Annotated in this window: 24 protein-coding genes; 11 read left to right on the forward strand and 13 right to left on the reverse strand. The window is 66.3% G+C overall.

All coding sequences use genetic code 11. From position 1 onward, the window contains the following. From WCJ52_RS03225 to WCJ52_RS03235, 3 genes are all read right to left on the reverse strand, one after another. On the reverse strand, positions 1-243 hold a 243-nt coding region (locus WCJ52_RS03225; RefSeq protein ID WP_336901859.1), incomplete at its 3' end, for an NAD(P)H-hydrate epimerase. 3 nt (positions 244-246) lie between these two features. Further along, positions 247-816, reverse strand: coding sequence for a histidine phosphatase family protein (locus WCJ52_RS03230; protein ID WP_336901860.1), 570 nt, complete (start codon positions 814-816; stop codon positions 247-249). Positions 817-819: 3 nt separating this feature from the next. Further along, the gene (locus WCJ52_RS03235; RefSeq protein WP_336901861.1) at positions 820-2,361 is read right to left on the reverse strand and encodes an acetyl-CoA acetyltransferase; all 1,542 of its coding nucleotides are present in this window, start codon (positions 2,359-2,361) and stop codon (positions 820-822) included. 239 nt (positions 2,362-2,600) lie between these two features. On the opposite strand from WCJ52_RS03235, the gene WCJ52_RS03240 reads away from it, so the two are divergent. The 6 genes from WCJ52_RS03240 (at position 2,601) to WCJ52_RS03265 (ending at position 10,350) form a co-directional block, all read left to right on the forward strand. Continuing rightward, the gene (locus tag WCJ52_RS03240; protein ID WP_336901862.1) at positions 2,601-2,939 is read left to right on the forward strand and encodes a P-II family nitrogen regulator; all 339 of its coding nucleotides are present in this window, start codon (positions 2,601-2,603) and stop codon (positions 2,937-2,939) included. A 39-nt stretch (positions 2,940-2,978) separates the two neighbouring features. Beyond that, entirely contained in the window at positions 2,979-4,388 is a 1,410-nt protein-coding gene (glnA, locus tag WCJ52_RS03245; RefSeq protein WP_336901863.1) for a type I glutamate--ammonia ligase, read from the forward strand. A gap of 108 nt (positions 4,389-4,496) precedes the next feature. Continuing rightward, positions 4,497-6,539 (forward strand): DNA topoisomerase IV subunit B, encoded by a 2,043-nt coding sequence (parE, locus tag WCJ52_RS03250; RefSeq protein ID WP_336901864.1) that lies wholly within the window; start codon positions 4,497-4,499, stop codon positions 6,537-6,539. A 133-nt stretch (positions 6,540-6,672) separates the two neighbouring features. Then, the gene (locus WCJ52_RS03255) at positions 6,673-8,283 is read left to right on the forward strand and encodes a DEAD/DEAH box helicase (protein ID WP_336901865.1); all 1,611 of its coding nucleotides are present in this window, start codon (positions 6,673-6,675) and stop codon (positions 8,281-8,283) included. A 109-nt stretch (positions 8,284-8,392) separates the two neighbouring features. Continuing rightward, positions 8,393-9,436 (forward strand): diguanylate cyclase, encoded by a 1,044-nt coding sequence (locus WCJ52_RS03260; RefSeq protein ID WP_336901866.1) that lies wholly within the window; start codon positions 8,393-8,395, stop codon positions 9,434-9,436. A 107-nt stretch (positions 9,437-9,543) separates the two neighbouring features. Next, entirely contained in the window at positions 9,544-10,350 is an 807-nt protein-coding gene (locus WCJ52_RS03265; RefSeq protein WP_336901867.1) for an enoyl-CoA hydratase/isomerase, read from the forward strand. Positions 10,351-10,355: 5 nt separating this feature from the next. On the opposite strand, the gene WCJ52_RS03270 is transcribed toward WCJ52_RS03265, so the two are convergent. Genes WCJ52_RS03270 through WCJ52_RS03310 form a run of 9 tightly spaced genes read right to left on the reverse strand, consistent with a single transcriptional unit; the run spans position 10,356 to position 17,566 of the window. Then, positions 10,356-10,757: an iron-sulfur cluster assembly accessory protein gene (locus WCJ52_RS03270; protein ID WP_336901868.1), complete on the reverse strand. Its 402-nt coding sequence runs from the start codon at positions 10,755-10,757 to the stop codon at positions 10,356-10,358. A gap of 15 nt (positions 10,758-10,772) precedes the next feature. Beyond that, complete coding sequence (locus WCJ52_RS03275; protein ID WP_336901869.1) at positions 10,773-11,126, reverse strand: SUF system Fe-S cluster assembly protein; 354 nt, start codon at positions 11,124-11,126, stop codon at positions 10,773-10,775. Continuing rightward, a complete protein-coding gene (locus WCJ52_RS03280) occupies positions 11,123-12,337 on the reverse strand; it encodes a cysteine desulfurase (RefSeq protein WP_336901870.1) in 1,215 nt (404 codons plus the stop codon). The genes WCJ52_RS03275 and WCJ52_RS03280 overlap by 4 nt, the downstream gene beginning before the upstream one ends. Then, entirely contained in the window at positions 12,334-13,371 is a 1,038-nt protein-coding gene (sufD, locus tag WCJ52_RS03285; RefSeq protein WP_336901871.1) for a Fe-S cluster assembly protein SufD, read from the reverse strand. Before sufD ends, WCJ52_RS03280 begins: the two co-directional genes overlap by 4 nt. Next, positions 13,368-14,114, reverse strand: a complete 747-nt coding sequence (gene sufC / locus WCJ52_RS03290) for a Fe-S cluster assembly ATPase SufC (protein ID WP_336901872.1) — start codon at positions 14,112-14,114, stop codon at positions 13,368-13,370. Before sufC ends, sufD begins: the two co-directional genes overlap by 4 nt. Then, positions 14,114-14,515, reverse strand: a complete 402-nt coding sequence (locus WCJ52_RS03295) for a hypothetical protein (protein ID WP_336901873.1) — start codon at positions 14,513-14,515, stop codon at positions 14,114-14,116. The genes sufC and WCJ52_RS03295 overlap by 1 nt, the downstream gene beginning before the upstream one ends. Further along, positions 14,512-15,981, reverse strand: coding sequence for a Fe-S cluster assembly protein SufB (gene sufB, locus WCJ52_RS03300; RefSeq protein WP_336901874.1), 1,470 nt, complete (start codon positions 15,979-15,981; stop codon positions 14,512-14,514). The genes WCJ52_RS03295 and sufB overlap by 4 nt, the downstream gene beginning before the upstream one ends. A gap of 11 nt (positions 15,982-15,992) precedes the next feature. Further along, positions 15,993-17,129 (reverse strand): aminotransferase class V-fold PLP-dependent enzyme, encoded by a 1,137-nt coding sequence (locus tag WCJ52_RS03305; RefSeq protein ID WP_336901875.1) that lies wholly within the window; start codon positions 17,127-17,129, stop codon positions 15,993-15,995. Beyond that, the gene (locus WCJ52_RS03310) at positions 17,126-17,566 is read right to left on the reverse strand and encodes an Rrf2 family transcriptional regulator (protein ID WP_336901876.1); all 441 of its coding nucleotides are present in this window, start codon (positions 17,564-17,566) and stop codon (positions 17,126-17,128) included. The genes WCJ52_RS03305 and WCJ52_RS03310 overlap by 4 nt, the downstream gene beginning before the upstream one ends. 158 nt (positions 17,567-17,724) lie before the next feature. Here WCJ52_RS03310 and WCJ52_RS03315 point away from each other — a divergent pair, with 158 nt between their 5' ends. Next, a complete protein-coding gene (locus tag WCJ52_RS03315; protein WP_336901877.1) occupies positions 17,725-18,372 on the forward strand; it encodes an alpha/beta hydrolase in 648 nt (215 codons plus the stop codon). Here the strand turns inward: WCJ52_RS03315 and WCJ52_RS03320 are convergent. Then, the gene (locus WCJ52_RS03320; protein ID WP_336901878.1) at positions 18,369-19,481 is read right to left on the reverse strand and encodes an anhydro-N-acetylmuramic acid kinase; all 1,113 of its coding nucleotides are present in this window, start codon (positions 19,479-19,481) and stop codon (positions 18,369-18,371) included. The genes WCJ52_RS03315 and WCJ52_RS03320 overlap by 4 nt on opposite strands. Before the next feature lie 175 nt (positions 19,482-19,656). Here WCJ52_RS03320 and tyrS point away from each other — a divergent pair, with 175 nt between their 5' ends. The 4 genes from tyrS (at position 19,657) to WCJ52_RS03340 (ending at position 23,087) form a co-directional block, all read left to right on the forward strand. Beyond that, entirely contained in the window at positions 19,657-20,904 is a 1,248-nt protein-coding gene (gene tyrS / locus WCJ52_RS03325) for a tyrosine--tRNA ligase (protein ID WP_336901879.1), read from the forward strand. 10 nt (positions 20,905-20,914) lie between these two features. Next, entirely contained in the window at positions 20,915-21,379 is a 465-nt protein-coding gene (locus WCJ52_RS03330) for a peroxiredoxin (RefSeq protein WP_336901880.1), read from the forward strand. Positions 21,380-21,466: 87 nt separating this feature from the next. Next, positions 21,467-22,627 carry a M23 family metallopeptidase gene (locus WCJ52_RS03335; RefSeq protein WP_336901881.1) on the forward strand — a complete coding sequence of 387 codons (1,161 nt, stop codon included), beginning with the start codon at positions 21,467-21,469 and terminating at the stop codon, positions 22,625-22,627. Next, on the forward strand, positions 22,596-23,087 hold the full coding sequence (locus WCJ52_RS03340; protein WP_336901882.1) for a polymer-forming cytoskeletal protein: 492 nt from the start codon (positions 22,596-22,598) through the stop codon (positions 23,085-23,087). Before WCJ52_RS03335 ends, WCJ52_RS03340 begins: the two co-directional genes overlap by 32 nt. The last annotated feature ends 96 nt before the right edge of the window (positions 23,088-23,183 follow it).

A 23,183-nucleotide genomic window follows, 5' to 3' on the forward strand; every position in this document is an offset into this window, starting at 1 on the left:
CGCCTCGACCACGACGGGCCAGCCCTTGCGGGCAAGTTCAGCGGCGGCGACATAGCCATCTCCGCCGTTGTCCCCGGGTCCGCAGAGGACCCGCACGGGCTGGGGTGGATAGCGGGCCTCCACCGCCCGGGCGACGGCGCGACCCGCCTTCTGCATCAGCCCCTCAATTGTCTCGCCGCGCTTGACGGCGGCTCGGTCTGCACGGGCCATCTCGACAACGCTGAGGATGGGCCGGGGGGGCATGGTCTAGAGCACGCCCGTGGACGCCTCGCGCCCCCGCGAGACCAGGGAGAGCGTGCTGCCATCCGTCCCAAGGGTGGATATGGAGGCGTGGTCGGGCCGGAAGACCAGGACCCTGTCCTCACCCTCCAGAAGCGACATGACGGCGTTGATCGCCACATAGTGGCTGAATACGGCCGTCCCACCCCGCACAAGCAGGGAATCGGCGGCCCTGCGCCGCCACTGCTCGTAGTCTAGGTCCCCGCGAATCTCAGACCAGCGACCCTGGAAGGCCTCGCGCAGCCAGCCGGGGCGATCCTCGGCGGAAAGGGCCGCCGGGGTCGGGATCTCACCGACACCGGGATCGATCTCGATCTCGACTCCGAGGGCCTCGGCGGTCGGAGCGGCGGTCTCCCGGCAGCGACGCAGGGGCGAACTGACCACCCGGGTCGGGCGCTGGTCTTCGGGCAGGGACAGGAGGTAGTCGCGGGCCGCCTCGGCCTGGGCGCGGCCAGTATCGTCGAGGCCGGGGTCGTCGTCGGCCTCCCCCCAGACAGCGGCGGGCTTTCCGTGGCGGATCAGGAAGAGGGTCTGCATGGTCTAGTCCAGTGTGAAAAGGTTGCGGCGGTCATCGTCGAAGCGCGAGACGGTTCCGGTGCGGCCCACGCCCTCCTCCGTCTCGAGGGAAGCCAGGGCGGCGGTCTCGGTTCCGGGAAGGATAGCGGCGAATCGGCGGTCCGCGTCGTCCCGGCCCACGATGACGCCCATTCGAAACCCTTCGCGGTCATGAATCACGGTGTAGGTCTCCACCCTCCCCCGCCCGGATGGCCGTTCGATGACGGTCGGACGCGGCAGGGAATCGATCCGGGCCTGCAGGACCGCAGGGTCCTGCCGCTCGAAGGGGCGCGAGGGCGGACGGGTCGAATAGACGCCGGTCGACTGCTTGGTAAGGTACCAGCCGTTGGCCGTGCAGAAGCCGAAGGCACCGGGGCTCGCGCGAAGCCGCTGCATCATGACCACGACGCCGTGCATGGCGTAGTTGTTGCCGGGCCCGCCTGCGTAAGGCAGGCCGCCGGTGACCGTAAAGCCCCGGGGGTCCTCCAGGGACAGGCCGAGGGACTCGGCGCCCACCTGCACGGCGGACGGGAAGCAGGAGTAGAGGTCGAAGGCGGCGACCTCGGCGACCGAGATCCCAGCCATGTCCAGCGCCTGCTCACCGGTCAGGCGCATGGCCGGACTGGAATGAAAGTCCTGGCGCTCGATGGGGTTCCAGATGTCGTTGGCGTCAGCGCAGCCATGAAGGAAGACCATCCGGTCCTCGCCCACCCCGAGCTCCCGGGCCCTTGCCAGGCTGGTGATCAGGACGCCCGCCGACTGGTCCACGTCCATGATGGCGTTCAGGAACTTCGGATAGGGAAAGCCGATCATCCGGTTGCCGGGCGTTACTGTGATCAGTTCCTCCGCCGAGCGCTCCGTGGGGAACCAGGCCTCCGGATTGCCCGCCGCCACCCGGGTGAAGGGCGCGAACAGTTCGCCCAGATGCTTCTGGTGATCCGGGATCGAGCGGCCGTCCCGGGCGCGGAGCGCATTTTCGAACAGGGGATAGATGTTGATGGGCCGGTCCATCCCATGAACAGCCTCATAGGCGCTGACCCCCGGACGCCCATCGCCGATCCACTCCGGCGGCGGCAGGTCCTCGGCGTCATCCCAGTCCGCAAAGCCAAGGCCCCGGGTGAGGCGTTTTACGCCTGAGCCCATGAACTCTGCGCCGACCACCAGGATCTGCTGGTTGCGGCCCTCGGCGATCCGCTGGGCAGAGACATTGATAGCGTACTGGGAACTGTTCCCCCCCGTCCGGGTGTAGACGCTCCAGTCCGGTGAAGCGCCCAGCCGGCGGGCCAGGGTGGCGGGTGGATTTGTCGAGTGGGGCATGAGGCGCCGCTCGCCCGGGGCGTCTACGGCGAAGCTTATGACCGCAAGCCCGTCGATCCCGGCGAGGACCGAGGGCTCCAGACCCGCGTCAGAAGCCGCCCGTTCCGCCGCGAACTTGAGCAGTTGGGTCGGAGATGGCGAGGCAGCGGGATCACCTCGCCAGGTGAACTGCCCGCCGCCGACCAGAACCGGCGTTGTTTCGTCGCTCACCGCGCCCCTCCCCTTGTTTGAAGGCCCGATCCTAGGCGCTGAAGGACGTCCCTCAAGGGGAATTCGGGCCGGGTTCCGAAGTGCACGTAATTCGGGCGCTTTATGCCCAAAAAAGAGGCGCCCATTTAAGAATTCAGCGTCGGTGGCCGCTCTGTTTCGTCCCGGAGCTTGAAGCGGGGCTCAGGCTGAGTCACGAGCAGTGAGACACGCTGGGCTCTTGCCCGGGTTGGAGCTGGCAGATGAAAAAGATCGAAGCGATCATCAAGCCCTTCAAGCTCGACGAGGTGAAAGAAGCCCTGCAAGAGATGGGTATCCAGGGCATGACCGTGATGGAAGCCAAGGGCTATGGTCGCCAGAAGGGGCACACCGAACTCTACCGCGGTGCCGAGTACGTCGTGGACTTCCTGCCCAAGATCAAGGTCGAGGTGGTGATTGCCGACGACCAGCTCGAGGCCGCGCTTGAGGCGATCGTCGGCGCCGCCCGGACAGGGCGGATCGGCGACGGAAAGATTTTTGTCTCTGAGGTGCTGGATGTCCTGCGCATCCGCACTGGCGAGACGGGAGAAACCGCCGTCTAGACGGCAAGGAATTTAGATTTAATCGAGAAGGGGAACATCATGGCTACGGCCAAGGACATTCTGGACCAGATCAAGGAAAAAGACGTCAAGTACGTTGACGTCCGCTTCACCGACACCCGCGGCAAGCTGCAGCACGTCACCTTCGACATCGACCTGGTGGACGACGAATTCCTGACGGACGGTACCATGTTCGACGGATCGTCCATCGCCGGCTGGAAGGCGATCAACGAGAGCGACATGAAGCTGCGTCCGGACCTGGACACCGCCATCATCGACCCCTTCTATCAGCAGACCACCCTCGCCCTGATGTGCGACGTGGTGAACCCCGACAGCGGCCTACCCTACAACCGGGACCCGCGGTCGATCTCCAAGGCGGCGCTGAACTACATGAAAGCGGCCGGGATCGGAGACACCGCCTTCTTCGGCCCCGAGGCCGAGTTCTTCATCTTCGACGATGTGCGCTGGTCCACCGCCCCGCACAACACCGGCTATTCCTTCGACTCCACCGAGCTTCCGGTGAATTCCGGCCGTGAATACCCCGAGGGCAACATGGGCCACCGTCCGGGCCCCAAGGGCGGCTACTTCCCGGTCAATCCGGTGGACTCCGCCCAAGACCTGCGCGGCGAAATGCTGGCGGTGATGGGTGAGCTTGGCATGAGGCCGGAAAAGCACCACCACGAGGTGGCCCCCGCCCAGCATGAACTCGGCCTGAAGTTCGACACCCTCGTGGTGATGGCCGACCGCATGCAGCTCTACAAGTACGTCATCCACAACGTGGCGGCGGCCTACGGCAAGTCGGCCACCTTCATGGCCAAGCCGATGTTCGCCGACAACGGATCAGGCATGCACGTCCACCAGTCGATCTGGGGCGCCGGAAAGCCTCTGTTCGCCGGGGACAAGTACGCGGGCCTCTCGCAGATGTGTCTCTGGTACATCGGCGGAATCATCAAGCACGCCAAGGCGATCAACGCCTTCTCGAACTCGACCACCAACTCCTACAAGCGCCTGGTACCGGGCTACGAGGCCCCGGTGAAGCTGGCCTATTCGGCGCGTAACCGCTCGGCTTCGATCCGCATCCCGCACGTCGACAGCCCGAAGGCCAAGCGCATCGAGGCCCGTTTCCCCGATCCCATGGGCAACCCCTACCTGACCTTCACCGCCCTGCTGATGGCCGGCCTCGACGGCATCATCAACCAGATCGATCCCGGCGGCCCGCAGGACAAGAACCTCTACGACCTTCCCCCGCGCGAGCAGAAGAAGGTGCCCGAGGTCTGCGGCTCCCTGCGCGAGGCGCTTGAGAACCTGGACAAGGACCGCGCCTTCCTGAAGGCCGGCGGCGTCATGGACGACGACTTCATCGACTCCTACATCGAACTGAAGATGGAAGAGGTAATGCGTCTCCAGCTGCATCCGCATCCAGTCGAGTTCGACATGTACTACAAGTGCTGATCGCGTCCTCCCCGCGATGAGCGCCCGAAGGCCGCCGGTCACCCGGCGGCCTTCTTGTTTCTGGACCTCGTGAGGCGGAGCCGTGCCGAATCGCGCCATTGAACCCATATGGCTGACCCTCCTCCCCAGGCCTCCCTCTTCGATGACCCGCCGTCGGGCGGTGCCTCCCGGGAATCGGCTGTCCCTGGGCCTGCACCTGCCAGGGCCCCCGCTTCCCGCGACGATTATTCCGCCAAGGACATCGAGGTCCTCGAGGGCCTGGAACCCGTCCGCAAGCGCCCGGGCATGTACATCGGCGGTACGGACGAGCGGGCGCTGCACCATCTCTTCGCCGAGGTTCTCGACAATGCCATGGACGAGGCTGTCGCCGGACATGCCAAGGTCATCGAGGTCCGGCTGGAAGCCGACGGCAGCCTGACCGTCCGCGACGATGGACGCGGCATCCCGGTGGACCCCCATCCCCGGCACCCGGGCAAGTCGGCCCTCGAGGTCATCATGACCATCCTGCATTCCGGCGGAAAGTTCTCGGGCAAGGCCTACGAAACCTCCGGCGGCCTGCACGGCGTGGGGGTGTCGGTGGTCAACGCCCTGTCGGAACACCTGGAGGTCACCGCCTTCAAGGACGGATTCGAGTGGCGGCAGGTCTTCAGCCGGGGAAAGCCCGTGGGGGGACTGGAGAAGCTGGGCGCGACGCGCAAGCATGGAACTGTCATCGCCTTCCGGCCGGACAGCCTGATCTTCGGCGATAGCGTCAGCTTCCGGCCAGCCCGGCTTTACCGAATGGCCCGGTCCAAGGCCTACCTCTTTGCGGGGGTGGAGATCCGCTGGTCCTGTGACCCGTCGCGGATCCAGGACCAGACCCCCGCCGAGGCAGTGCTGCGCTTCCCCAACGGCCTCGCCGACTTCCTGGCTGAACGGGTCCGTGACGTAGAGACCGTGACCCCGGAACCCTTCACCGGCCGCTTTGAGCGCAAGGGCGACCCGGGCAAGGTCGAATGGGCAGTGGCCTGGACCGGCGCGGGCTTCGGCGAGGCGGATGGCTTCCTGCAGTCCTACTGCAACACCGTGCCCACCCCCGAAGGCGGGACACACGAGGCCGGCTTCCGGGCCGCACTGACCCGCGGGCTCAAGGCCTATGCCGAACTGGTGGGGGAAAAGCGCGCAGGACTTCTGACCGCCGAGGATGTTGTTGCCCAGGCCGGCGGCCTGGTCAGCGTCTTCATCGCCAATCCCGAGTTCCAGGGACAGACCAAGGAGAGGTTGTCCTCCGCCGAGGCCCAGAGGCTGGTTGAAACCGCCCTGCGGGACCCCTTCGACCACTGGCTTGCGGCCCAGCCGCGCTCGGCCCGCGCCCTCCTCGACTTCGTCATCCAGCGCGCTGAGGACAGGTTGAAGCGCCGCAAGGACAGAGAGGTCTCGCGAGCTTCGGCGACCCGCAAACTGCGGTTACCCGGAAAACTGGCGGACTGTTCCGCCCAGGCGGCCGATGGCTCGGAGATCTTCATCGTCGAGGGGGACAGCGCTGGTGGGTCGGCCAAGCAGGCCCGCAATCGCCGTAACCAGGCCATTCTGCCCCTCCGCGGTAAGATCCTGAACGTCGCCTCAGCCACTCCGGACAAGCTGGGCCAGAACCGTGAGCTGTCCGACCTCATGTTGGCCCTGGGCGTCCAGGGCGGCGCCCGTTTCCGCGAGGAAGACCTCCGGTATGAGCGGGTGGTTATCATGACCGACGCCGACGTGGACGGTGCCCACATCGCCAGCCTGCTGATCACCTTCTTCTACAGGACCATGCCGCAGCTCATACGCGCTGGCCGGCTCTACCTTGCCCTGCCGCCCCTCTTTCGCATCAGCCATGGCGGCAAGACGGTCTATGCCCGGGACGACGCGCACCGGGTGGCCCTCCTGGCCGGGGAGTTCAAGGGCAAGAAGCCGGAAGTCGGGCGCTTCAAGGGCCTGGGGGAGATGATGCCGGCCCAGCTCCGAGAGACAACAATGGATCCGGCAAGCCGGACACTTGCCCGGGTCACCCTGCCCCGGTCCGAGGAACAGGTCGCCGACCTCGTGGAGGCCCTGATGGGCCGCAAACCTGAACTGAGGTTCCGGTTCATCCAGGAGAACGCCGAGTTCGCCACGGCGGACCTTGACGTTTAGTCGGATTGCGCTTGCGCGTTGACTTGGGACCCCCAGCCCTTATGTTCCGCCCCGCGCGGCGAATAACGTCCGCGCCGCTGCGCCGCGCGCGCCCCCGCCCCGCGGGACGGGCCCGTCGCCCTTTAGGCAAAGAATGACCGAATTCTCTGAACTGGGCCTATCGCCCGAAATCTTGCAAGCCGTCTTCAATGCCGGCTACACGACCGCCACCCCGATCCAGGCCGAAGCCATCCCCGTCGCGCTCACGGGGAAGGACATCCTGGGCATCGCCCAGACAGGCACCGGGAAAACCGCCGCCTTCACCCTGCCGATGATCGAGCGCCTCGCGACGGGCCGCAGCCGCGCCCGCATGCCGCGGGCCCTGGTGATCGCCCCGACCCGGGAACTCGCCGACCAGGTCTCAGCCTCCTTCGAGCGCTATTCTGCAGGCCAAGCCCGGAAACTATCCTGGGTCCTGTTGATCGGCGGGGTCTCCTTCAAGGACCAGGAACTCAAGCTCGACCGGGGCGTCGACGTCGTGATTGCGACCCCTGGCCGGCTACTGGACCACTTCGAACGGGGCAAGCTGCTCATGACCGGAGTGCAGATCCTCGTGGTCGACGAAGCCGATCGCATGCTCGACATGGGCTTCATTCCCGATATCGAGCGGATTTTCCGCCTGACCCCGCCCAAGAAGCAGATCCTGTTCTTCTCTGCGACCATGCCGCCCGAGATCACGCGGCTGACCAAGCAGTTCCTGAACGATCCAGTCCGCATCGAGGTGGCCAAACCCGCCACCACCGCCGAGACCATCGCCCAGCACATTATCCGTCTTCCGACCTCGGACCCCAAGGCCAAGCGCACCGCTCTTCGGATGCTGATCGAAAGGGAGGGGATCAAGAACGGGATCGTCTTCTGCAACCGGAAGTCCGAGGTGGACATCGTCGCCAAGTCCCTGCGTACACACGGCCTTGACGCGGCTGCCATCCACGGTGACCTCGACCAGCAGACGCGGATGCGGACCCTGGACGCCTTCCGCAGCGGCGAACTCAAGCTTCTCTGCGCTTCTGACGTCGCCGCCCGGGGCCTCGACATCCCCGATGTCAGCCACATCTTCAATTATGACGTTCCCCACCACGCCGAAGACTACGTGCACCGGATCGGACGGACGGGCCGGGCTGGCAAGTCTGGCCGCGCTCTCATGATCGTGACCCCGGCCGACGCCAAGAACATAGACAAGGTCCTGAAGCTCATTGGCCAGGAACCTGAAGAGATCGTTCTGGAAGGCGTCGACTTTTCAGCCATCCACGACACGCCCCGCGACGACCGCAACGGTGGCCGCGGCGCAGCCCGCGGACGCGATCGTGACCGTGAACGGGGACGCGGGCGCGACGGGGAAGGCCGTCCGCCCAGAAGGGAGCGTGCCGAGCTACAGACGATTGAAGGACACGAAGTTAGCCCTGCGGAGCCGGCTCAGCCGGAGGTCGCACAAGCGGCGCCCGAGGCCAGCACCGAACGGGAAACCCATTCCCGCAGGTCGCGCCCAACCAGGTCAGACGGGCGGACCCCAGCCGACCCGGCTCCACGCGCGCCAAGGACTGCCGAACCTGCCGAAGCCCCTGCGCGGAGCGGTCGGCAGGAGCGAGGCGGGAGCCGGCGGGACTCTTCCCAGGATGAAGACCGCCAGGGTGGCAAGCCTGTTGTCGGCTTCGGGAGCGAACTCCCGGCTTTTCTGACCCGCCCGACAAATTCTGGACAAAAGTGAGCCCTGTTGGCCTCGGCGCTTGACTCCCGAGGCCTCAGCCTAAAGGGAAACGGCATCGGCGCATTGTCGGGCGTCTGGGGTCTCCTTCGGAGGTAAGCGGTACAGCGCGATGGCCGAGGATTTTGAGGCGCGATTAAGGTCACCTGAAGCCTATTCGCTCGCCCGCAGTGCGCTGGAGCAGCTTGAAGACCAGCGTGTCTGGCCGACGCCGATCAACTACGAGATCTGGGCCCACGTCACGGCCGACCCGGACAGTCCCCTGGCTAAGGAACTCGCACGCATCCGCGAAAAGGGCGAGGTGATCACCGAAGACGTCGCCGAGAAGCTGGCGTCTATCTACCTGCCCCGGCAGCGCCTCAGCGAGCACATCCGGGACACGGGCCAGGCCCTGTCACGGGAACTGGCCAGCGCTGAACAGGCGATCCGATCGGCACAGGCGACCAGCGAGACCTTCTCGTCCCGGCTGGAGGAGACTTCCCGCACCCTCAGCACCGATCCCAGCAGCGACACCCTGCGGGGGGTGGTGGCCGACTTGTCCGACGCAACCCTCAGCATGAGGGCCCAGAACGCGGAAGTAGAGCGCGCCCTGGCGGCATCGACCTCCGAAGTGGCCATGCTGCGCGAACAACTCAAGGAAACCCGCAAGGAGGCCGCCACCGATCCCCTGACACGGCTCGCCAACCGGCGTGCCTTTGACGAGGAGATTGAAAGCGTCCGGTCTGGGGCTGAGGCCACTGGAGAGCCGTTCTGCCTGGTGCTCCTCGACATCGACCACTTCAAGAAGTTCAACGATACCTGGGGCCACCAGACCGGCGACCAGGTACTCCGATATGTGGCTGGAATCATCCGCAAGCGTGTTAGCGCGCCGCGTTTCGCCGCGCGCTTTGGTGGCGAAGAGTTTGCGTTCATCCTTCCAGGGGAAAACCTGTTCGACGCCTCGCCGCTGGTCAATGCGATCCTCAAGGACGTGTCCTCCACCAGCATCCGCAGGCGGTCGACCAACGACAACCTTGGCATCATCACCCTGTCGGCGGGGATTGCAGCCTTCCGTTCGGGCGAAAGTGTCCACGACCTCGTCGAACGTGCGGACACCAACCTCTATACAGCCAAGCGCAGGGGCCGGAACCGCATGGTGATCGAGAGCGAGGTCTGACTGAAGCCGGGATCTGCCAGGCGGGTTTGGGCGCGGGTTCGAAACCACTGGCCTGACGCAGGGTAAGCCGCGTTTTCTTGTCCATGAGTTCAATTCGGGAGGCGAGAATGGCGTACGAGAAGATCAAGGTTTCTCTCAACGACGGCATCGCCGTGATCTGCCTGGCGGATCCGGCGACAATGAACGCCGCCGGCCTCGACACCATGGCCGAACTCCGTGCGGCCTTCGCGGCCTATGCTCAACCGGACTCCGGTGCCCGGTGCGTCATCCTCACGGGTGAAGGCCGCGGCTTCTGCTCAGGCGCCAATCTCTCCGGAGGGGGTGGATCCGGTGGGGCTGCCAACGCCGATCCCGAGGGTCCGGATTCCGGCTCCGCACTGGAGACGGTCTACAACCCCTTCATGACCTCCCTGCGCGACTATCCGATCCCAATCGTGACAGCCATCAATGGTGCGGCGGCCGGCGTGGGATGCTCTCTCGCCCTGATGGGTGACATTATCGTCGCCGGCGAAAGCGCCTACTTCCTGCAGGCTTTCCGTCGGATCGGCCTGGTGCCAGACGGCGGTTCGACCTACCTGCTTCCCCGCCTGATCGGCAAGGCGCGCGCTCTGGAAATGGCCCTTCTGGGCGAGAAGATCCCCGCGAAGACGGCGCTGGACTGGGGTCTCGTGAACCGGGTCGTGCCGGACCAAGAGCTGATGTCCACCGCCCAGGTCATCGCCCGTTCCCTTGCCGAGGGTCCCTGGGCCCTCGGGTCAATCCGCAAGCTGATCTGGGAAAGCCTCGACAATCAATGGCTCCAGCAACTGCAGGCTGAGCGCGTCGCCCAGCGCACGGCCGGCCGGACGTCCGACTTCCGCGAGGGTGTCCTGGCCTTCCTCCAGAAGCGCGTCGCGGTTTTCAGCCGCAAGTAGGGGCTTCAGGCGTCTGGGGCTTCTGCCGGCTGGATGGTTACGCTCTCGCCGCAGCCGCAAGCATCGGTCTGATTGGGGTTGCGGAAAACGAACTTGGCGGACAGCCGGGTGACCTCGTAGTCGATCACGGTTCCCAGCAGGAACAGTACGGCCGACGGCTCGACCAGGACTGTCACGCCCTGGTCCACGACGACCTCGTCAAGCGGATCCGCGACTTCCGCATAGTCCAGGACGTATTCCTGCCCGGCGCAGCCGCCATTGCGCACGCCGACCCGCAGTCCGGCGACGGGGTGTTCAGAACGCGCGATGATTTCCCTCACCCGCTCCGCAGCGGCAGGTGACAGGGCAACCACCTGGGGGCGGGGTCGGCGCGGGCGGGGCGTGATGGAGATGGTTTCAAGGGTCATGGCGTCTATATGGGCTCAGAACATGTTTAATTGAAGCTTGGCCTCATCCGACATCCGGGAAGGGTCCCAGGGCGGATCAAAGACCAGGTCGACCTTGACAGCCCTCACCCCCGGAACATTCCGGACCGCATCCTCGACCCAACCAGGCATCTCGCCCGCGACAGGGCAGCCCGGGGCGGTAAGGGTCATGTCGACTGCGACGTCCCGGTCATCCGACACGTCTACCTTGTAGATGAGGCCAAGCTCGTAGATGTCGACCGGAATTTCCGGGTCGAACACCGTCTTGAAGGCCTCGATCAGGAGGTCTGTGAAGCGGTCAAGCTCTGACGGGCTCAGGGCGCCGTTCGTCTCTTCGGGATTTGCACTCATGTGAAGAAGGTCCGGGTTCGATCCAGGGCGTCCAGGAAGGCGTCGACCTCCTGGCGGGTGTTGTAGAGGGCGAAGGAGGCGCGCAGGCTGGAGCTCACGCCCAGCCTGCGCATCAGGGGCTCGGCGCAATGGGCTCCAGCCCTCACCGCCACGCCGTAGCGGTCAAGCAGCTGGGCGACGTCGTGGGCGTGGGCACCTTCAAGGGTGAAGCTGAGAATCGCACCCTTGTCCTGCGTCGTGCCCAGGATCCTGGCGCCAGGAATGGCGGATAGTCCGGCTGCCGCTGCCTCATAGAGTGCATGCTCGTGCGCGGCGATGGCGGGACGATCAAGACCTTCCAGCCATTTGACGGCGGCACCCAGCCCGATGGCCTCGATGATCGCGGGCGTTCCAGCCTCGAACCGGAGGGGCGGCTCGGCATAGGTGATGTGGTCGAAGTCCACCCGGTCGATCATTTCGCCACCGCCCTGCCAGGGCGGAAGGGCGGCAAGACGCTCGGGTTTTCCCCACAGGACCCCAATTCCCGTTGGCCCGTAGAGCTTGTGCCCGGAAAACGCGACGAAGTCGGCGCCGAGTGTGGCCACATCCAGAGGCGCATGGGCGACGGACTGGCAGGCATCCACCACGGTTATCGCACCGGCGGCACGGGCCAGGGCGGCAACCTTCGCCACAGGATTTACTGTCCCGAGGACATTGGACATGTGGACAAGCGAGATGACCCGGGTGCGCGGCGAGATCATGCGCTCCAGGGCTTGGAGGTCCAGGGCACCGTCCTCCAAGATGGGAGCGAACCGAAGCACCACCCCCTTGCGCTCCCGCAGGAAGTGCCAGGGCACGATGTTGGCGTGGTGCTCCATCTCCGTCAGAAGGACTTCGTCGCCCTCCGACATCCCGGCCCCAAGGCCAGCAGCCACCAGGTTCAGGGCTTCTGTGGCGCCTCGGGTGAAGACGATCTCAGACGCTGCCGCACCAATGAACCTGGCAATATTTTCTCTCGCGTTTTCATAGAGTTGAGTCGTTTCATTCGCAAGTGTGTGCAGGCCGCGGTGCACATTGGCATAGCTGTGACGCATCAGGTCCGTCATGGCCTGGATCACAATCTCGGGCTTCTGGGCCGAGGCGGCGCTATCGAGGTAGACAAGGGGACGGTCGCCGATGCACCGCGAGAGGATCGCGAATTCCGACCGGATGGACTGGGGATCGAAGGTCATTCCACAGATCCTCCTATGCGCCCGTGCAGCCAGGCCCGCATGCGCCCGGCGGCGGCGGCACACTGGATGCGGTCGATGACCTCGCCGAGGAAGGACGCCAGGAGCAGGGACCGGGCCTCCGCCTCGGGAAGCCCCCTCTGACGCATGTAGAAGAGCAACTCAGCGTCCAGGGCACCAACCGTGGCCCCATGGGCGCAGGCCACGTCGTCCGCATAGATCTCAAGCTCCGGACGGGCGTCCACCTCGGCGCGGTCTGACAGGATCAGGGCGTTGTGCGCCATCCGCGCATCGGTTCCATCGGCGCCAACCTCGACTGTGATCCGCCCTTGGAAGACAGCCCGGGCCTGGTCGTCGACCACGCCCCGGGTGAGCTGGACAGTCTGGCCCTGGGGACCGGAATGCTTGACGCTGGAGGTCAGGTCCGCGTGGCTGCGGCCAGAAAGGACATAGACCCCGTCGAGGCGCACGCTGGCGCCTTCGCCAGGATTGAGAACCCGGGTCTCCAGCCTCTGGCGGCGGGCCCCGTTGGTCAGAAGGGTCTGGCCCCATTCCGCTCCGGCCCCGAGCCGGACATCGGCGTCCACCAGGGAGATCGCGTCGGCGCCGCCATCGGCGATGACCAGGCGCTCGCACGATGCGCCTGAAGCCAGGTCGACCTCGAGGGAGAGCAAGGACAGCCCACCACCATCGCCTTCATGGGACTCCAGAAGGGTCAGGCGGGCCCCGGCGGCGACCGTGATCCGGAGGTGGGCCGCATGTGAACCCTCGCCGCAGGCAACATTTCGGAGCTCAAGCGTCCGGGTTTCACCAGCAGAGACCTCGATTGCACCGGGCCCCACGCCGTTCGCGAGGGTCACAACCGTCTCGCAGATACCCGCAAAGGGACCAGGCCCAAGCCGGCTGGAATCCAGCACTGGCGAGGCCTCCGGCAAGGTCCGGACAAGGCCCCGGAGGTCCGTCCAGCGCCAGTCCTCATCACGCCGCGAGGGCAGCCGGGAGGAATCCCGCAGCCGGATGGCCTCAACCAGGTTCACGCAGCCCTCGCGAACTTGTCGTAACCGTCCCGCTCGAGCTCGTGGGCGAGTTCAGGCCCACCGCTGGCCACGATCCGCCCACCCGCGAGGACATGGACACGATCCGGTCGGATATAGTCCAGCAGGCGCTGGTAATGGGTGATGACAAGCAGGCTGCGGTCGGGGCTGCGCAAGGCGTTCACACCCTCTGAGACAATCCGCAGGGCGTCGATGTCGAGGCCGGAATCGGTCTCGTCCAGGATCATGAAGCGTGGCGATAGCAGCGCCATCTGCAGGATTTCCATGCGCTTCTTCTCGCCCCCCGAGAAGCCGACATTGAGGGGGCGCTTGAGCATGTCGAAGTCCATCTTCAGGTCTGCAGCGCAGGCCCGGGCCCGTTTCAGGAAGTCGGGCGCCGACATCTCCGCCTCACCCCGCGACTTGCGCTGCGCATTGACCGAGGTCCGGATGAAGGTCAACGCCGGCACTCCTGGTATTTCAAGGGGATACTGGAAGGACAGGAAGAGTCCCCGAGCCGCCCTTTCGTCGGGAGCCAGTGTCAGGAGATCAACCCCTTCCAGTTCGGCCGCGCCTGAGGTGACCTCGTAGCCCGGCCGTCCGGTGAGCACATAGGACAGGGTCGACTTGCCGGCGCCATTGGGGCCCATGATGGCATGGACCTCCCCAGCGGGGATCTCGAGGCTGAGCCCCTTCAGGATCTCGCGTTCGCCCACCCGGGCGTGAAGATTGCGCAGGCTCAGCATTATGGGGTCTCGTCAGCAAGGAACTGGGCGAGGAGGATCAGGGCTTCTTCCACGGAGGCCGCCATGGCCTGCTTTCGGGGCGCTGCCGTCGGCGTGGTCGCCGTGCGCCGGTCGGCGGAAGTCACGCTGGCCTCCTCGGCCTCGAAATAGGCGCGGAGCCGGAAATCCCTGTGGTCCAGGATGACTGCGTACCGGGTGCGGTCAAGGTGCAGGCCATGTTCGCTCAGGAAATCAGGATCGCCCTCGAGAGCTGCGAAGAGCGCGGTGGCCGCCGCATGATCCGATTCCTGCTGGGCGCGCTCCTTTGCCTCCCGGTCGAGCCTGTCGCCCTCCCGGCGGTCGATCTCGGCCTTGTAGGCTTGGCGCAGGGAGAGGCTCTGGGTAAGGGTTGTCCGGGTCATCCCACGCTGCCTTCCAATGAGATCGCCACAAGTTTCTGGGCCTCGACCGCGAACTCCATCGGAAGTTCCTGCAGGACCTCGCGGACAAAGCCGTTGACCAGAAGCTGGACGGCCTCCTCCTCGGAGAGCCCCCTCTGCTGGACATAGAAGAGTTGGTCCTCCGAAAGCCGGGTGGTGGTCGCCTCGTGCTCGAAGGTGCAGGCGCCATTTCGCGCCTCGATATAGGGAACCGTGTGAGCGGCGCAGGCCTTGCCGATGAGCAGGCTGTCACACTGGGTGAAGTTGCGCGCGCCCTTCGCCTTGGGATGGGCGGACACCAGCCCCCGGTAGGTGTTGGAAGACCGTCCGGCGCTGATGCCCTTTGAGATGACCCGCGAGCGCGTGCCTTCTCCCAGGTGGATCATCTTGGTGCCGGTGTCGGCCTGCTGGCGGCCATTGGTGATGGCGATGGAGTAAAACTCACCCACGCTCTCCCGGCCACGAAGGACGCAGGACGGATATTTCCAGGTGATAGCCGACCCGGTCTCCACCTGGGTCCAGGACACCCGCGACCGGTCGCCACGGCAGTCTGCGCGCTTGGTCACGAAGTTGTAGATACCCCCCTTGCCGGTCTCCGGGTCGCCCGGGTACCAATTCTGGACCGTGGAGTATTTGATCTCGGCGTCCTCAAGGAGGATGAGCTCGACCACGGCGGCGTGGAGCTGGTTCTCATCCCGCATCGGCGCCGTGCAGCCCTCGAGGTAGGAAACGTAGGCGCCCTTGTCGGCGATGATCAGGGTCCGCTCGAATTGCCCGCTGCCCGCGGCGTTGATCCGGAAATAGGTGGACAGCTCCATGGGGCAGCGCACGCCGGGTGGGACGTAGACGAAGCTTCCATCTGAAAAGACTGCCGAATTCAGGCAGGCGAAGAAGTTATCCGTCACCGGCACGACGGTGCCCAGGTACTTTCGGACCAACTCCGGGTGCTCGCGCACGGCCTCGCTCATGGAGCAGAAGATGACCCCAACCTCAGCCAGTTCCTTTTTGAAGGTGGTGACCACGCTGACGGAGTCGAAGACCGCGTCGACGGCGTAGCGCGGTGCACCCACCACGCCCGCGAGGACCTCCTGCTCCCGAAGGGGAATGCCCAGCTTCTCGTAGGTCTTCAGCAGTTCAGGATCGACCTCGTCCAGGCTCAAGGGCCCGCCTCCGGTCCGGGGCGCCGCGTAATAGGTCGCGTCCTGGTAGTCGATGGGCGGGAAGCTGACCCGGGCCCAGTCCGGCGATTCCATCGCACTCCAGCGCTCGAAGGCCTCCAGCCGCCAGGCGAGCATCCACTCCGGCTCGTCCTTCTTGGCCGAGATAAAGGCCACCGTGTCCCGGTTCAGCCCGCGAGGGGCGAATTCCTGTTCGATGTCGGTTACGAAGCCGTGCTCGTACTTTTCGAGCCCGGCAACCTGTTCGACCGTGTCCTTGACGGCGGTCATCTATCTGCTCCTCAGGCCGCAACAGGCCGGCGGCGGGACGCCAGCCGGGTATAAAGATCGATCCAGGCGGCGGCGGCGGTCCGCCAGTCCTCGGCGGTGGTCGACCAGCCCCCGCTGAGGCGTATGGCGCAGCCAGCGAGGTCGCCAAGGCCCATGGCCCCCAGTACGTGGCTCGCCTGGACCTTGCCGCTCGAGCACGCCGCGCCAGCGCTGACCCGGACCCCAGCCAGGTCCAGGCCCATGACCTGGAGTTCTGAGGCGAAGTCGGGCGCGGCGATGCAGAGGACGTCGTCAAGCCGTTCGGCCCCGGCGCCGATGACAATCGCCCCTGCCCTGACCATGGCTGTGGCCGCTTCGTCACGGCCTGCCCGGAGATCGCGACGGATTACAGAGGCCTGCGCAGCCGCGCCAAACCCCGCAGCGCCGATGAGGTTCTGGGTCCCGGCTCGGCGGCCATGTTCCTGCCCACCGCCCGGTAGGTCGCGGACAATCCGGGTCCGGGGTCCGGCGACCAGGGCACCGATCCCCTGGGGCCCGCCGAGCTTATGGGCGGAAAGGGCGAGGCTGTCGGCGCCCAGCGCCTCGAGACCTGAAGGACGCCGACCCGCCGATTGCACGGCATCGACATGGAGCCATCCCCCCGCCGCCCGCACCCGTTCCGCAGCCTCCCGGGTCGGCTGGATCACGCCGGTCTCATTGTTAGCCGCCATGAGGGCGACAAAGACCGGGCCCGCAGACATAGGCTGTGCGGCGATGGCGCCGTCGAGGGCGTCCAGGTCGACGACCCCCTCCCGGCTAACCGGGATCTGCACGACGTCGACGCCGGAAGCCAGGGCGGTCTCGCGGATGCAGTCATGCTCGATGGCCGAGATCAGGAGCCGGCGGGCACCCGCGGCCAGGGCGCTGCGCAGGGCCAGGACATTGGCTTCGGTCCCGCCCGAGGTGAAGGTCACGCCCGCTAGGGGTGCACCCGCCAGGACAGCCACCTGGGCGCGTGCCGCCTCGAGAAGGGCGCGCGCAGCCCGGCCGTCCGCATGCACGGAACTCGGATTGCCGGTGAGCTCGAAGGCGGCGGTCATCGCAATCCGCGCCTCGGGGCGCAGGGGAGAGCTGGCGCAGTGGTCGAGATAGGTCCCAGGGGCGGTCATGCCGCCGCCTTTCGGGCACCAACGCGTCCGGCGATCACGTCGTCGAGGGAAACCGAAGCCAGCCAGGCCTCGATCTGCCTGCCGGTTTCCTCCCAAAGGTCGTGGGTGAGGCAACGCTCCCCATTGAGCATGCAGCCAGGCGTTTGGGCCTCGCAGCGGGTCGCCCTGAGAGGCTCGTCCACCGCCAGTACGATCTCGGCGATATTGGTTTCGACTGCGGACCGCGCCAGCCGATAGCCGCCACCGGGGCCCCGGTGGCTCTGGACCAGGCCGCGGCGGCGCAGACGCGCGAAGAGTTGCTCGAGATAGGACAGAGATATCTCCTGCCGGGCAGCGATGTCCGAAAGCGAGACAGCGCGCTCCGCCGATTCCGCCTGCCGGCGCGCCAGATCCGCCATCGCCATGACGGCGTATCGTCCTTTGGTGCTCAGACGCATGTCCCGACCTCAGCCAATTCGCATTTTTTCGAGCCGTGGCGCCGGCCCCTGTGCTAAAGCCGCCGCTTCTCGCGGGGACGGCCAAGGGTCGACGCCTGCGATCTAGGAAGACCAAGCGCGATAGTCAACTATTCGGGCTCCATCTTTAGGGAGGCGAGATGCCAGAGGTGGTTCTGACCGGCGCAGCCGGGCGTATCGAAGGCCGCTACACGGCCGGCAAGACCGAGAATGCACCGATCGCCCTGATCCTGCATCCGCACCCCCGGGCCGGCGGCCAGATGAACCATCCGGTTTCTGTCCAGCTGTTCCACCTGTTCATGAAGCGCGGCTTTTCGGTCCTGCGCTTCAATTTCCGGGGTGTCGGGCGCAGCCAGGGTGAGTTTGATTCCGGCATCGGCGAGCTGGCGGACGCAGCGACGGCCCTGGACTGGCTGCAGGTCACGAACCCGTCGGCCAGCCAGTGCTGGGTCGCGGGCTTCGACTTCGGGGCCTGGATCGGCATGCAGCTTCTGATGCGCCGTCCTGAGACCGACGGATTCATCTCGGTCTCGCCGCCTACCAACATGTACGATTTCAGCTTCCTCGCTCCGTGCCCGGCCTCCGGGCTGATGCTGCATGGCAGTGCCGACGCCGTCACCCCGCCCCAGGAGGTCGAGAAGGTCGTCTCCAAGCTGCGCACCCAGAAGGGCATCGTCATCGATTACGACGTCGTAGACGGCGCCAGCCACTTCTGGACCGAGCATCTTCCCGAGGTCGAGTCCCGGGTGGGTGCCTATCTCGACCGGCGCCTCGACGCAGGCAACTAGGCTCTGGGGGCGGCGATCCGGCCGCCTGTCATCGGGCGTTCAACCCCGGTGGTGCCCGGGAATGAGATTGGCAATCCCTGGGCGCATCGCGCGGCCAGGAAGGCGAAGGCCTCTGCCTCAAGGGCGTCGCCACGCCAGCCGACGCTCTCCACGTCCGCCACCTTGCAGGACAGACGGCCCGCCAGGGCTTCCATCAGGGCGGGGTTGCGCCGACCCCCGCCCGTGACGACGAGGCTGGCCGGCCGGATGTCGACCAAGCCGAACCCCCGCGCAACCGACTCGGCGGTGAAGGCGGTCAGGGTGGCCACAGCATCGGCCAGGGCCAACCCGTCTGTGGGACCCGGCGAGAAATCGTACCGGTCCAGGGATTTGGGCGGCGGCTCGGTGAAGTAGGGGTGGTCGAGCAGGCGCGCCAGCACCTCAGGTACCACCCTCCCCGCGCGCGCCAGCTGCCCATCGCGATCGAACCGGTCACCGGTGCGCGCCTGAACCACCTGGTCGATCAGGCCGTTGCCGGGTCCCGTGTCGAAGGCTGCGACCCTGTCGCCCCCCGCCCAGCAGGTGAGGTTGGCGACACCGCCGACATTGAGCACTGCCAGGGGCGCCGGCAGGCCCGAGGCGGCCGCCCGGGCGATGTGATAGACCGGCGCCAGCGGGGCACCCTCCCCGCCCGCAGCCACGTCGGCCGAGCGGAAATCGAAGGCCACGGGAACCCCTGTGGCCCGGGCCAGCCAGTCGCCGTCACCCAGTTGAAGGGTGCGTCCTGGGCGTCCCTGGGAGGGTCGCTCGTGCAGGACGGTCTGGCCGTGCATGCCGATCAGGTCCAGGTCTGACCAGGCCAGCCCACAGGACCGGAGAAAGGCCCCGCCGGCCTCGAAGTGCGCCTGGGCGACCGCCCGGGCGGCTTCTGCGAAGACAGGGGGCTCAGGAGCCCCCCGGGGATGCTGTAGAGCGACCCCGATCGTGCGCCCGAGGAGCGCCCTCAGGGGGTCTGGCAGGGGCGCCTCGGCGGCTGGGCCGAAGCCTTGCAGGGTCTCCCCGTCGGTCTCCAGGATCGCCATGTCGATCCCGTCGAGGGAGGTGCCGGTCATGAAGCCGAGAACACGCATGGTGCTTGACTGCCACGACGTCGGAGCCTAGGCCAGCGGCGTGTTTCAGACCCTCGCCCAGACCCGGTCCTATTACCGCCGCCCCTGACGACGGCGTGAGACTTTTCGCGCCGCCTTCCCCGGCCGGCGCGCTCTGGAGACGGCGCCGGCCCGCCCGAGCCTCCCGGAGCCGACCATGACCCCCCAAGCCGAGTTCAAGTCCGACCTGCTGCGAACCCTGCAGGCGCGCGGCTACCTCCACCAGATCACCCATCCGGAGGAACTGGACACCGCCGCCAGGGCTGGGGTCGTCACGGGCTACATCGGCTTCGACGCCACGGCGGCAAGCCTGCATGTGGGCAGCCTGATCCAGATCATGATGCTGCGCCGCCTGCAGCAGGCGGGCCACAAACCCATCGTCCTGATGGGAGGAGGCACCACCAAGGTGGGCGATCCCACCGACAAGGACCAGTCGCGGCCCCTCCTCACCGAGGAGAAGATCCAGGCCAACATCGACAGCATCAAGACCGTGTTCGCCCGCTTCCTGGCCTTCGGCGACGGCCCGACCGACGCCATCATGGTGAACAACGCCGACTGGCTCGACAAGCTGGGCTATGTCGAGTTCCTGCGGAACTACGGCGTGCACTTCACCATCAACCGCATGCTGACCTTCGACTCCGTCCGGCTGCGCCTCGAGCGTGAGCAGCCCATGACCTTCCTCGAGTTCAACTACATGCTCATGCAGGCCACAGACTTCCTGGAACTGGAGCGCAAGTACGCCTGCCAGCTGCAGTTGGGCGGGTCGGACCAATGGGGCAACATCCTCAACGGGGTGGAGCTGATCCGCCGTGTCGACCAGAAGCAGGCCTTTGGCCTGACCACGCCCCTGCTCGCCACTGCCTCGGGCCAGAAGATGGGCAAGACGCTCTCGGGAGCGGTCTGGCTGAACGCCGACATGCTGGCCCCCTATGACTACTGGCAGTTCTGGCGGAACACCGAGGACGCCGACGTCGGACGGTTCCTGAAGCTTTTCACCGACCTGCCCCTCGAGGACATCGCCCGGCTGGAGGCGCTGACGGGCTCCGGAATCAACGAGGCCAAGAAGGTCCTGGCGACCGAGGCGACGGCCATGTTGCACGGCGCCGAGGCTGCGGCGGCGGCGGAAGAGGCCGCCCGGGTGGCCTTCGAAGCCGGTGGCCTGTCCGCTGACATGCCCACCCTGGCCTTGAAAGCCTCGGACCTCGCCGCCATGTCCCACGCTGGCCTGATGGTGGCGGTCGGCTTTGCCGCTTCGAACTCCGAGGCGCGCAAGCAGATTGCAAACGGCGGCTTCCGGATCCAGGGCGAGAAGGTCTCGGATCCAGCAGCCTTTGCCGAACTGCCGCCTGGCGAGGCCGAGCTGAGATCGGGTAAGCGCCGGGTTCGCCTGGTCGTGGAGCCCTGAGGAGGGAAAGATGACGGAACTCACCGCGGGCGCCAAGGCGCCGGGCTTTGAACTTGCAGGCGCCGACGGCCCCGTGCGGCTGTCCGACTTCGCTGGGAAGACCCTGGTCATCTACTTCTATCCCAAGGACGACACTTCGGGCTGCACCAAGGAAGCGCAGGAATTCTCGGCCCTCTCCGGCGAGTTCGCAGCCGCGGGTGCAATCGTCCTTGGCGTTTCCAAGGATACCGTCGCCAGCCATGGCAAGTTCATCGCCAAATACGACCTGAAGGTTCCCCTGGGTTCAGACCCGGAAGGCTCTGTGGTCGAGGCCTATGGCGCCTGGGTCGAGAAGAGCATGTACGGACGCAAATACATGGGCATCGAACGCTCGACCTTCCTGATCGGGGCGGAGGGTGAAATCCGCAGGATCTGGCGGAAGGTGAAGGTTCCCGGCCACGCCACGGAGGTCCTCAAGGCCGCCCAGGGCCTCTGACCGGAAGCCCCCGGCGAATCATCGGGTTGCCAGCTGGGTCCCGGATAGACAATAACAGCGTCCCCATCGGCTATTGGCTAGGTGAGCATGACGCGCATCGCGCAAATCCGCGGCTTGATCCAGGCCCTATTCCCTGAACGCCACCTCTATCTTCGCTCCGGCGGAGAGATGAAGGGGGTCGTCCTGTCACCAGGTCGGCAGATGTTCTTTGCGGCCATCGTGCTCGGTGCCATCGTTTGGATTGCCACGTCCTCGATCGCTATAGCGGTCGGTGCCTTTACCCAGTCGCGGAGTGACCGCGAGCTGGCCCGGATGCAGGCCCGGTCCGAGCGCTGGGTGGCCGATCGCGAGGCCAGGCTGAACAGCGCCGTTGCCCAGCTGAACGCCTCTGATGCCAGCCTTGGCGGCCTCGCGGAAACGATCGAGAAGCGTCACTTGGCCCTCGCCCTGCTCCTCACCGACCTTCGCGGCGAGCCTGGCGCCATGGCGGCGCTGTCGCCTGCGCTCCGGGGCGGTCCGAATGCGGATGCAAGCCCGGTCGAGCGCATAGCCGGGGTCCAGGCCAACCAGGAGCGGCTCGCCGACGCCGCCAACGACTATGCCCGGGGAAGAGCCGACCGACTGCGCCTGGCCTTCCGCCTTGCGGGCCTCTCCCCGTCCAGCTTCGCCTCACCCACGGCGTCAGGGGGGCCCCTCCTCGAGGGACGCGACTCCCGGGCCCTTGCCGCGGTGCTGGATGTCGACGAGCGCTTTGCGGCGCGCATCCAGAGCGCGGCAGAGAACCTGTCCACTGCGGACGCCCTGTCCGACGCCGCCAGTCAACTCCCCTTTGCCCAACCCCAGGTCAGCGCCCGTACAACCAGCAGCTTTGGCGTCCGCTTCGATCCCTTCACGGGCCGCCCGGCCTTCCACTCCGGCCTCGATTTCGTATCCGCATTTGGCTCCCCGGTCCTCACGACCGCCCCGGGGGTCGTGTCATTCACCGGCATCCGGACGGGGTACGGCAACACGATCGAGATCGACCACGGGCGGGGATTCAAAACCCGCTACGCCCATCTGTCGGCGATCTCCGTGTCCCCTGGCCAAAGGGTCGCCGTGGGCCAGAGGGTCGGCGCCCTTGGCAGTACCGGCAGGTCCACGGGTCCCCACCTCCACTACGAGATCTGGCTCAACGGCCGGGCGGTAAACCCCTATCGTTTCATCCGCGCAGGTGAGAATGTTCAGCAAGCCAGCACCCAAGCCGGATAACCGGATCTCCCCGGCTCCCGAGATCAACCCCCTGGCCTCTCCGGCCCCGGGTGCCGAGGCGACGGCCCGTAACCGGGCCCGGCCAGCCTCTATCCTGGCCCAGAACCTGATCATCGAAGGCTCGGTACAGAGCGACAGCGAGGTCCAGATCGACGGACTGGTGCGCGGTGATGTGAGAGTCGAGAGGCTGACCATCGGGGAGACGGGAAGGGTCGAAGGCCAGGTGGTCGCCGAGACCGCCGAGGTCCGGGGGCGCATCGCCGGGGGGATTACAGCCAAGCAGGTGCGCCTTCACAGCACGGCGAGTGTCGAGGGCGACATCACCGCCGAGCAGTTGGCCATCGAGCCAGGCGCCTCGTTCGAGGGCCGCAGCATCAAGCTCCAGAGGCCGAAGGCAGAGGTCGCACCGTCGCCTGCCCCCACCGCTGCCCCTGCCCCTGCCGCGACCCCGTCGACCTAGGACCTCACTCCTCCCGGGTGACCCCCACCCGCTGGGCCAGACTCGCGCCCATGAAGGTGTCGAGGTCGCCGTCGAGCACCCCCTGGGTGTCCGAGG

This window comes from Phenylobacterium sp., assembly GCF_037138395.1.
Taxonomy (GTDB): domain Bacteria; phylum Pseudomonadota; class Alphaproteobacteria; order Caulobacterales; family Caulobacteraceae; genus Phenylobacterium.

What these genes read in the sequence shown, in the direction of transcription:
- tyrS (WP_336901879.1), top strand. Translation starts at nt 19,657, where the DNA reads ATGACCCCCCAAGCCGAGTTCAAGTCCGACCTGCTGCGAACCCTGCAG.
- WCJ52_RS03315 (WP_336901877.1), top strand. Translation starts at nt 17,725, where the DNA reads ATGCCAGAGGTGGTTCTGACCGGCGCAGCCGGGCGTATCGAAGGCCGC.
- sufC (WP_336901872.1), bottom strand. Translation starts at nt 14,114, where the DNA reads ATGCTGAGCCTGCGCAATCTTCACGCCCGGGTGGGCGAACGCGAGATC.
- WCJ52_RS03240 (WP_336901862.1), top strand. Translation starts at nt 2,601, where the DNA reads ATGAAAAAGATCGAAGCGATCATCAAGCCCTTCAAGCTCGACGAGGTG.
- parE (WP_336901864.1), top strand. Translation starts at nt 4,497, where the DNA reads ATGGCTGACCCTCCTCCCCAGGCCTCCCTCTTCGATGACCCGCCGTCG.
- WCJ52_RS03255 (WP_336901865.1), top strand. Translation starts at nt 6,673, where the DNA reads ATGACCGAATTCTCTGAACTGGGCCTATCGCCCGAAATCTTGCAAGCC.
- WCJ52_RS03260 (WP_336901866.1), top strand. Translation starts at nt 8,393, where the DNA reads ATGGCCGAGGATTTTGAGGCGCGATTAAGGTCACCTGAAGCCTATTCG.
- glnA (WP_336901863.1), top strand. Translation starts at nt 2,979, where the DNA reads ATGGCTACGGCCAAGGACATTCTGGACCAGATCAAGGAAAAAGACGTC.
- WCJ52_RS03295 (WP_336901873.1), bottom strand. Translation starts at nt 14,515, where the DNA reads ATGACCCGGACAACCCTTACCCAGAGCCTCTCCCTGCGCCAAGCCTAC.
- WCJ52_RS03230 (WP_336901860.1), bottom strand. Translation starts at nt 816, where the DNA reads ATGCAGACCCTCTTCCTGATCCGCCACGGAAAGCCCGCCGCTGTCTGG.
- WCJ52_RS03275 (WP_336901869.1), bottom strand. Translation starts at nt 11,126, where the DNA reads ATGAGTGCAAATCCCGAAGAGACGAACGGCGCCCTGAGCCCGTCAGAG.
- WCJ52_RS03280 (WP_336901870.1), bottom strand. Translation starts at nt 12,337, where the DNA reads ATGACCTTCGATCCCCAGTCCATCCGGTCGGAATTCGCGATCCTCTCG.
- WCJ52_RS03335 (WP_336901881.1), top strand. Translation starts at nt 21,467, where the DNA reads ATGACGCGCATCGCGCAAATCCGCGGCTTGATCCAGGCCCTATTCCCT.
- WCJ52_RS03310 (WP_336901876.1), bottom strand. Translation starts at nt 17,566, where the DNA reads ATGCGTCTGAGCACCAAAGGACGATACGCCGTCATGGCGATGGCGGAT.
- WCJ52_RS03340 (WP_336901882.1), top strand. Translation starts at nt 22,596, where the DNA reads ATGTTCAGCAAGCCAGCACCCAAGCCGGATAACCGGATCTCCCCGGCT.
- WCJ52_RS03320 (WP_336901878.1), bottom strand. Translation starts at nt 19,481, where the DNA reads ATGCGTGTTCTCGGCTTCATGACCGGCACCTCCCTCGACGGGATCGAC.
- WCJ52_RS03265 (WP_336901867.1), top strand. Translation starts at nt 9,544, where the DNA reads ATGGCGTACGAGAAGATCAAGGTTTCTCTCAACGACGGCATCGCCGTG.
- WCJ52_RS03270 (WP_336901868.1), bottom strand. Translation starts at nt 10,757, where the DNA reads ATGACCCTTGAAACCATCTCCATCACGCCCCGCCCGCGCCGACCCCGC.
- sufB (WP_336901874.1), bottom strand. Translation starts at nt 15,981, where the DNA reads ATGACCGCCGTCAAGGACACGGTCGAACAGGTTGCCGGGCTCGAAAAG.
- WCJ52_RS03305 (WP_336901875.1), bottom strand. Translation starts at nt 17,129, where the DNA reads ATGACCGCCCCTGGGACCTATCTCGACCACTGCGCCAGCTCTCCCCTG.
- WCJ52_RS03330 (WP_336901880.1), top strand. Translation starts at nt 20,915, where the DNA reads ATGACGGAACTCACCGCGGGCGCCAAGGCGCCGGGCTTTGAACTTGCA.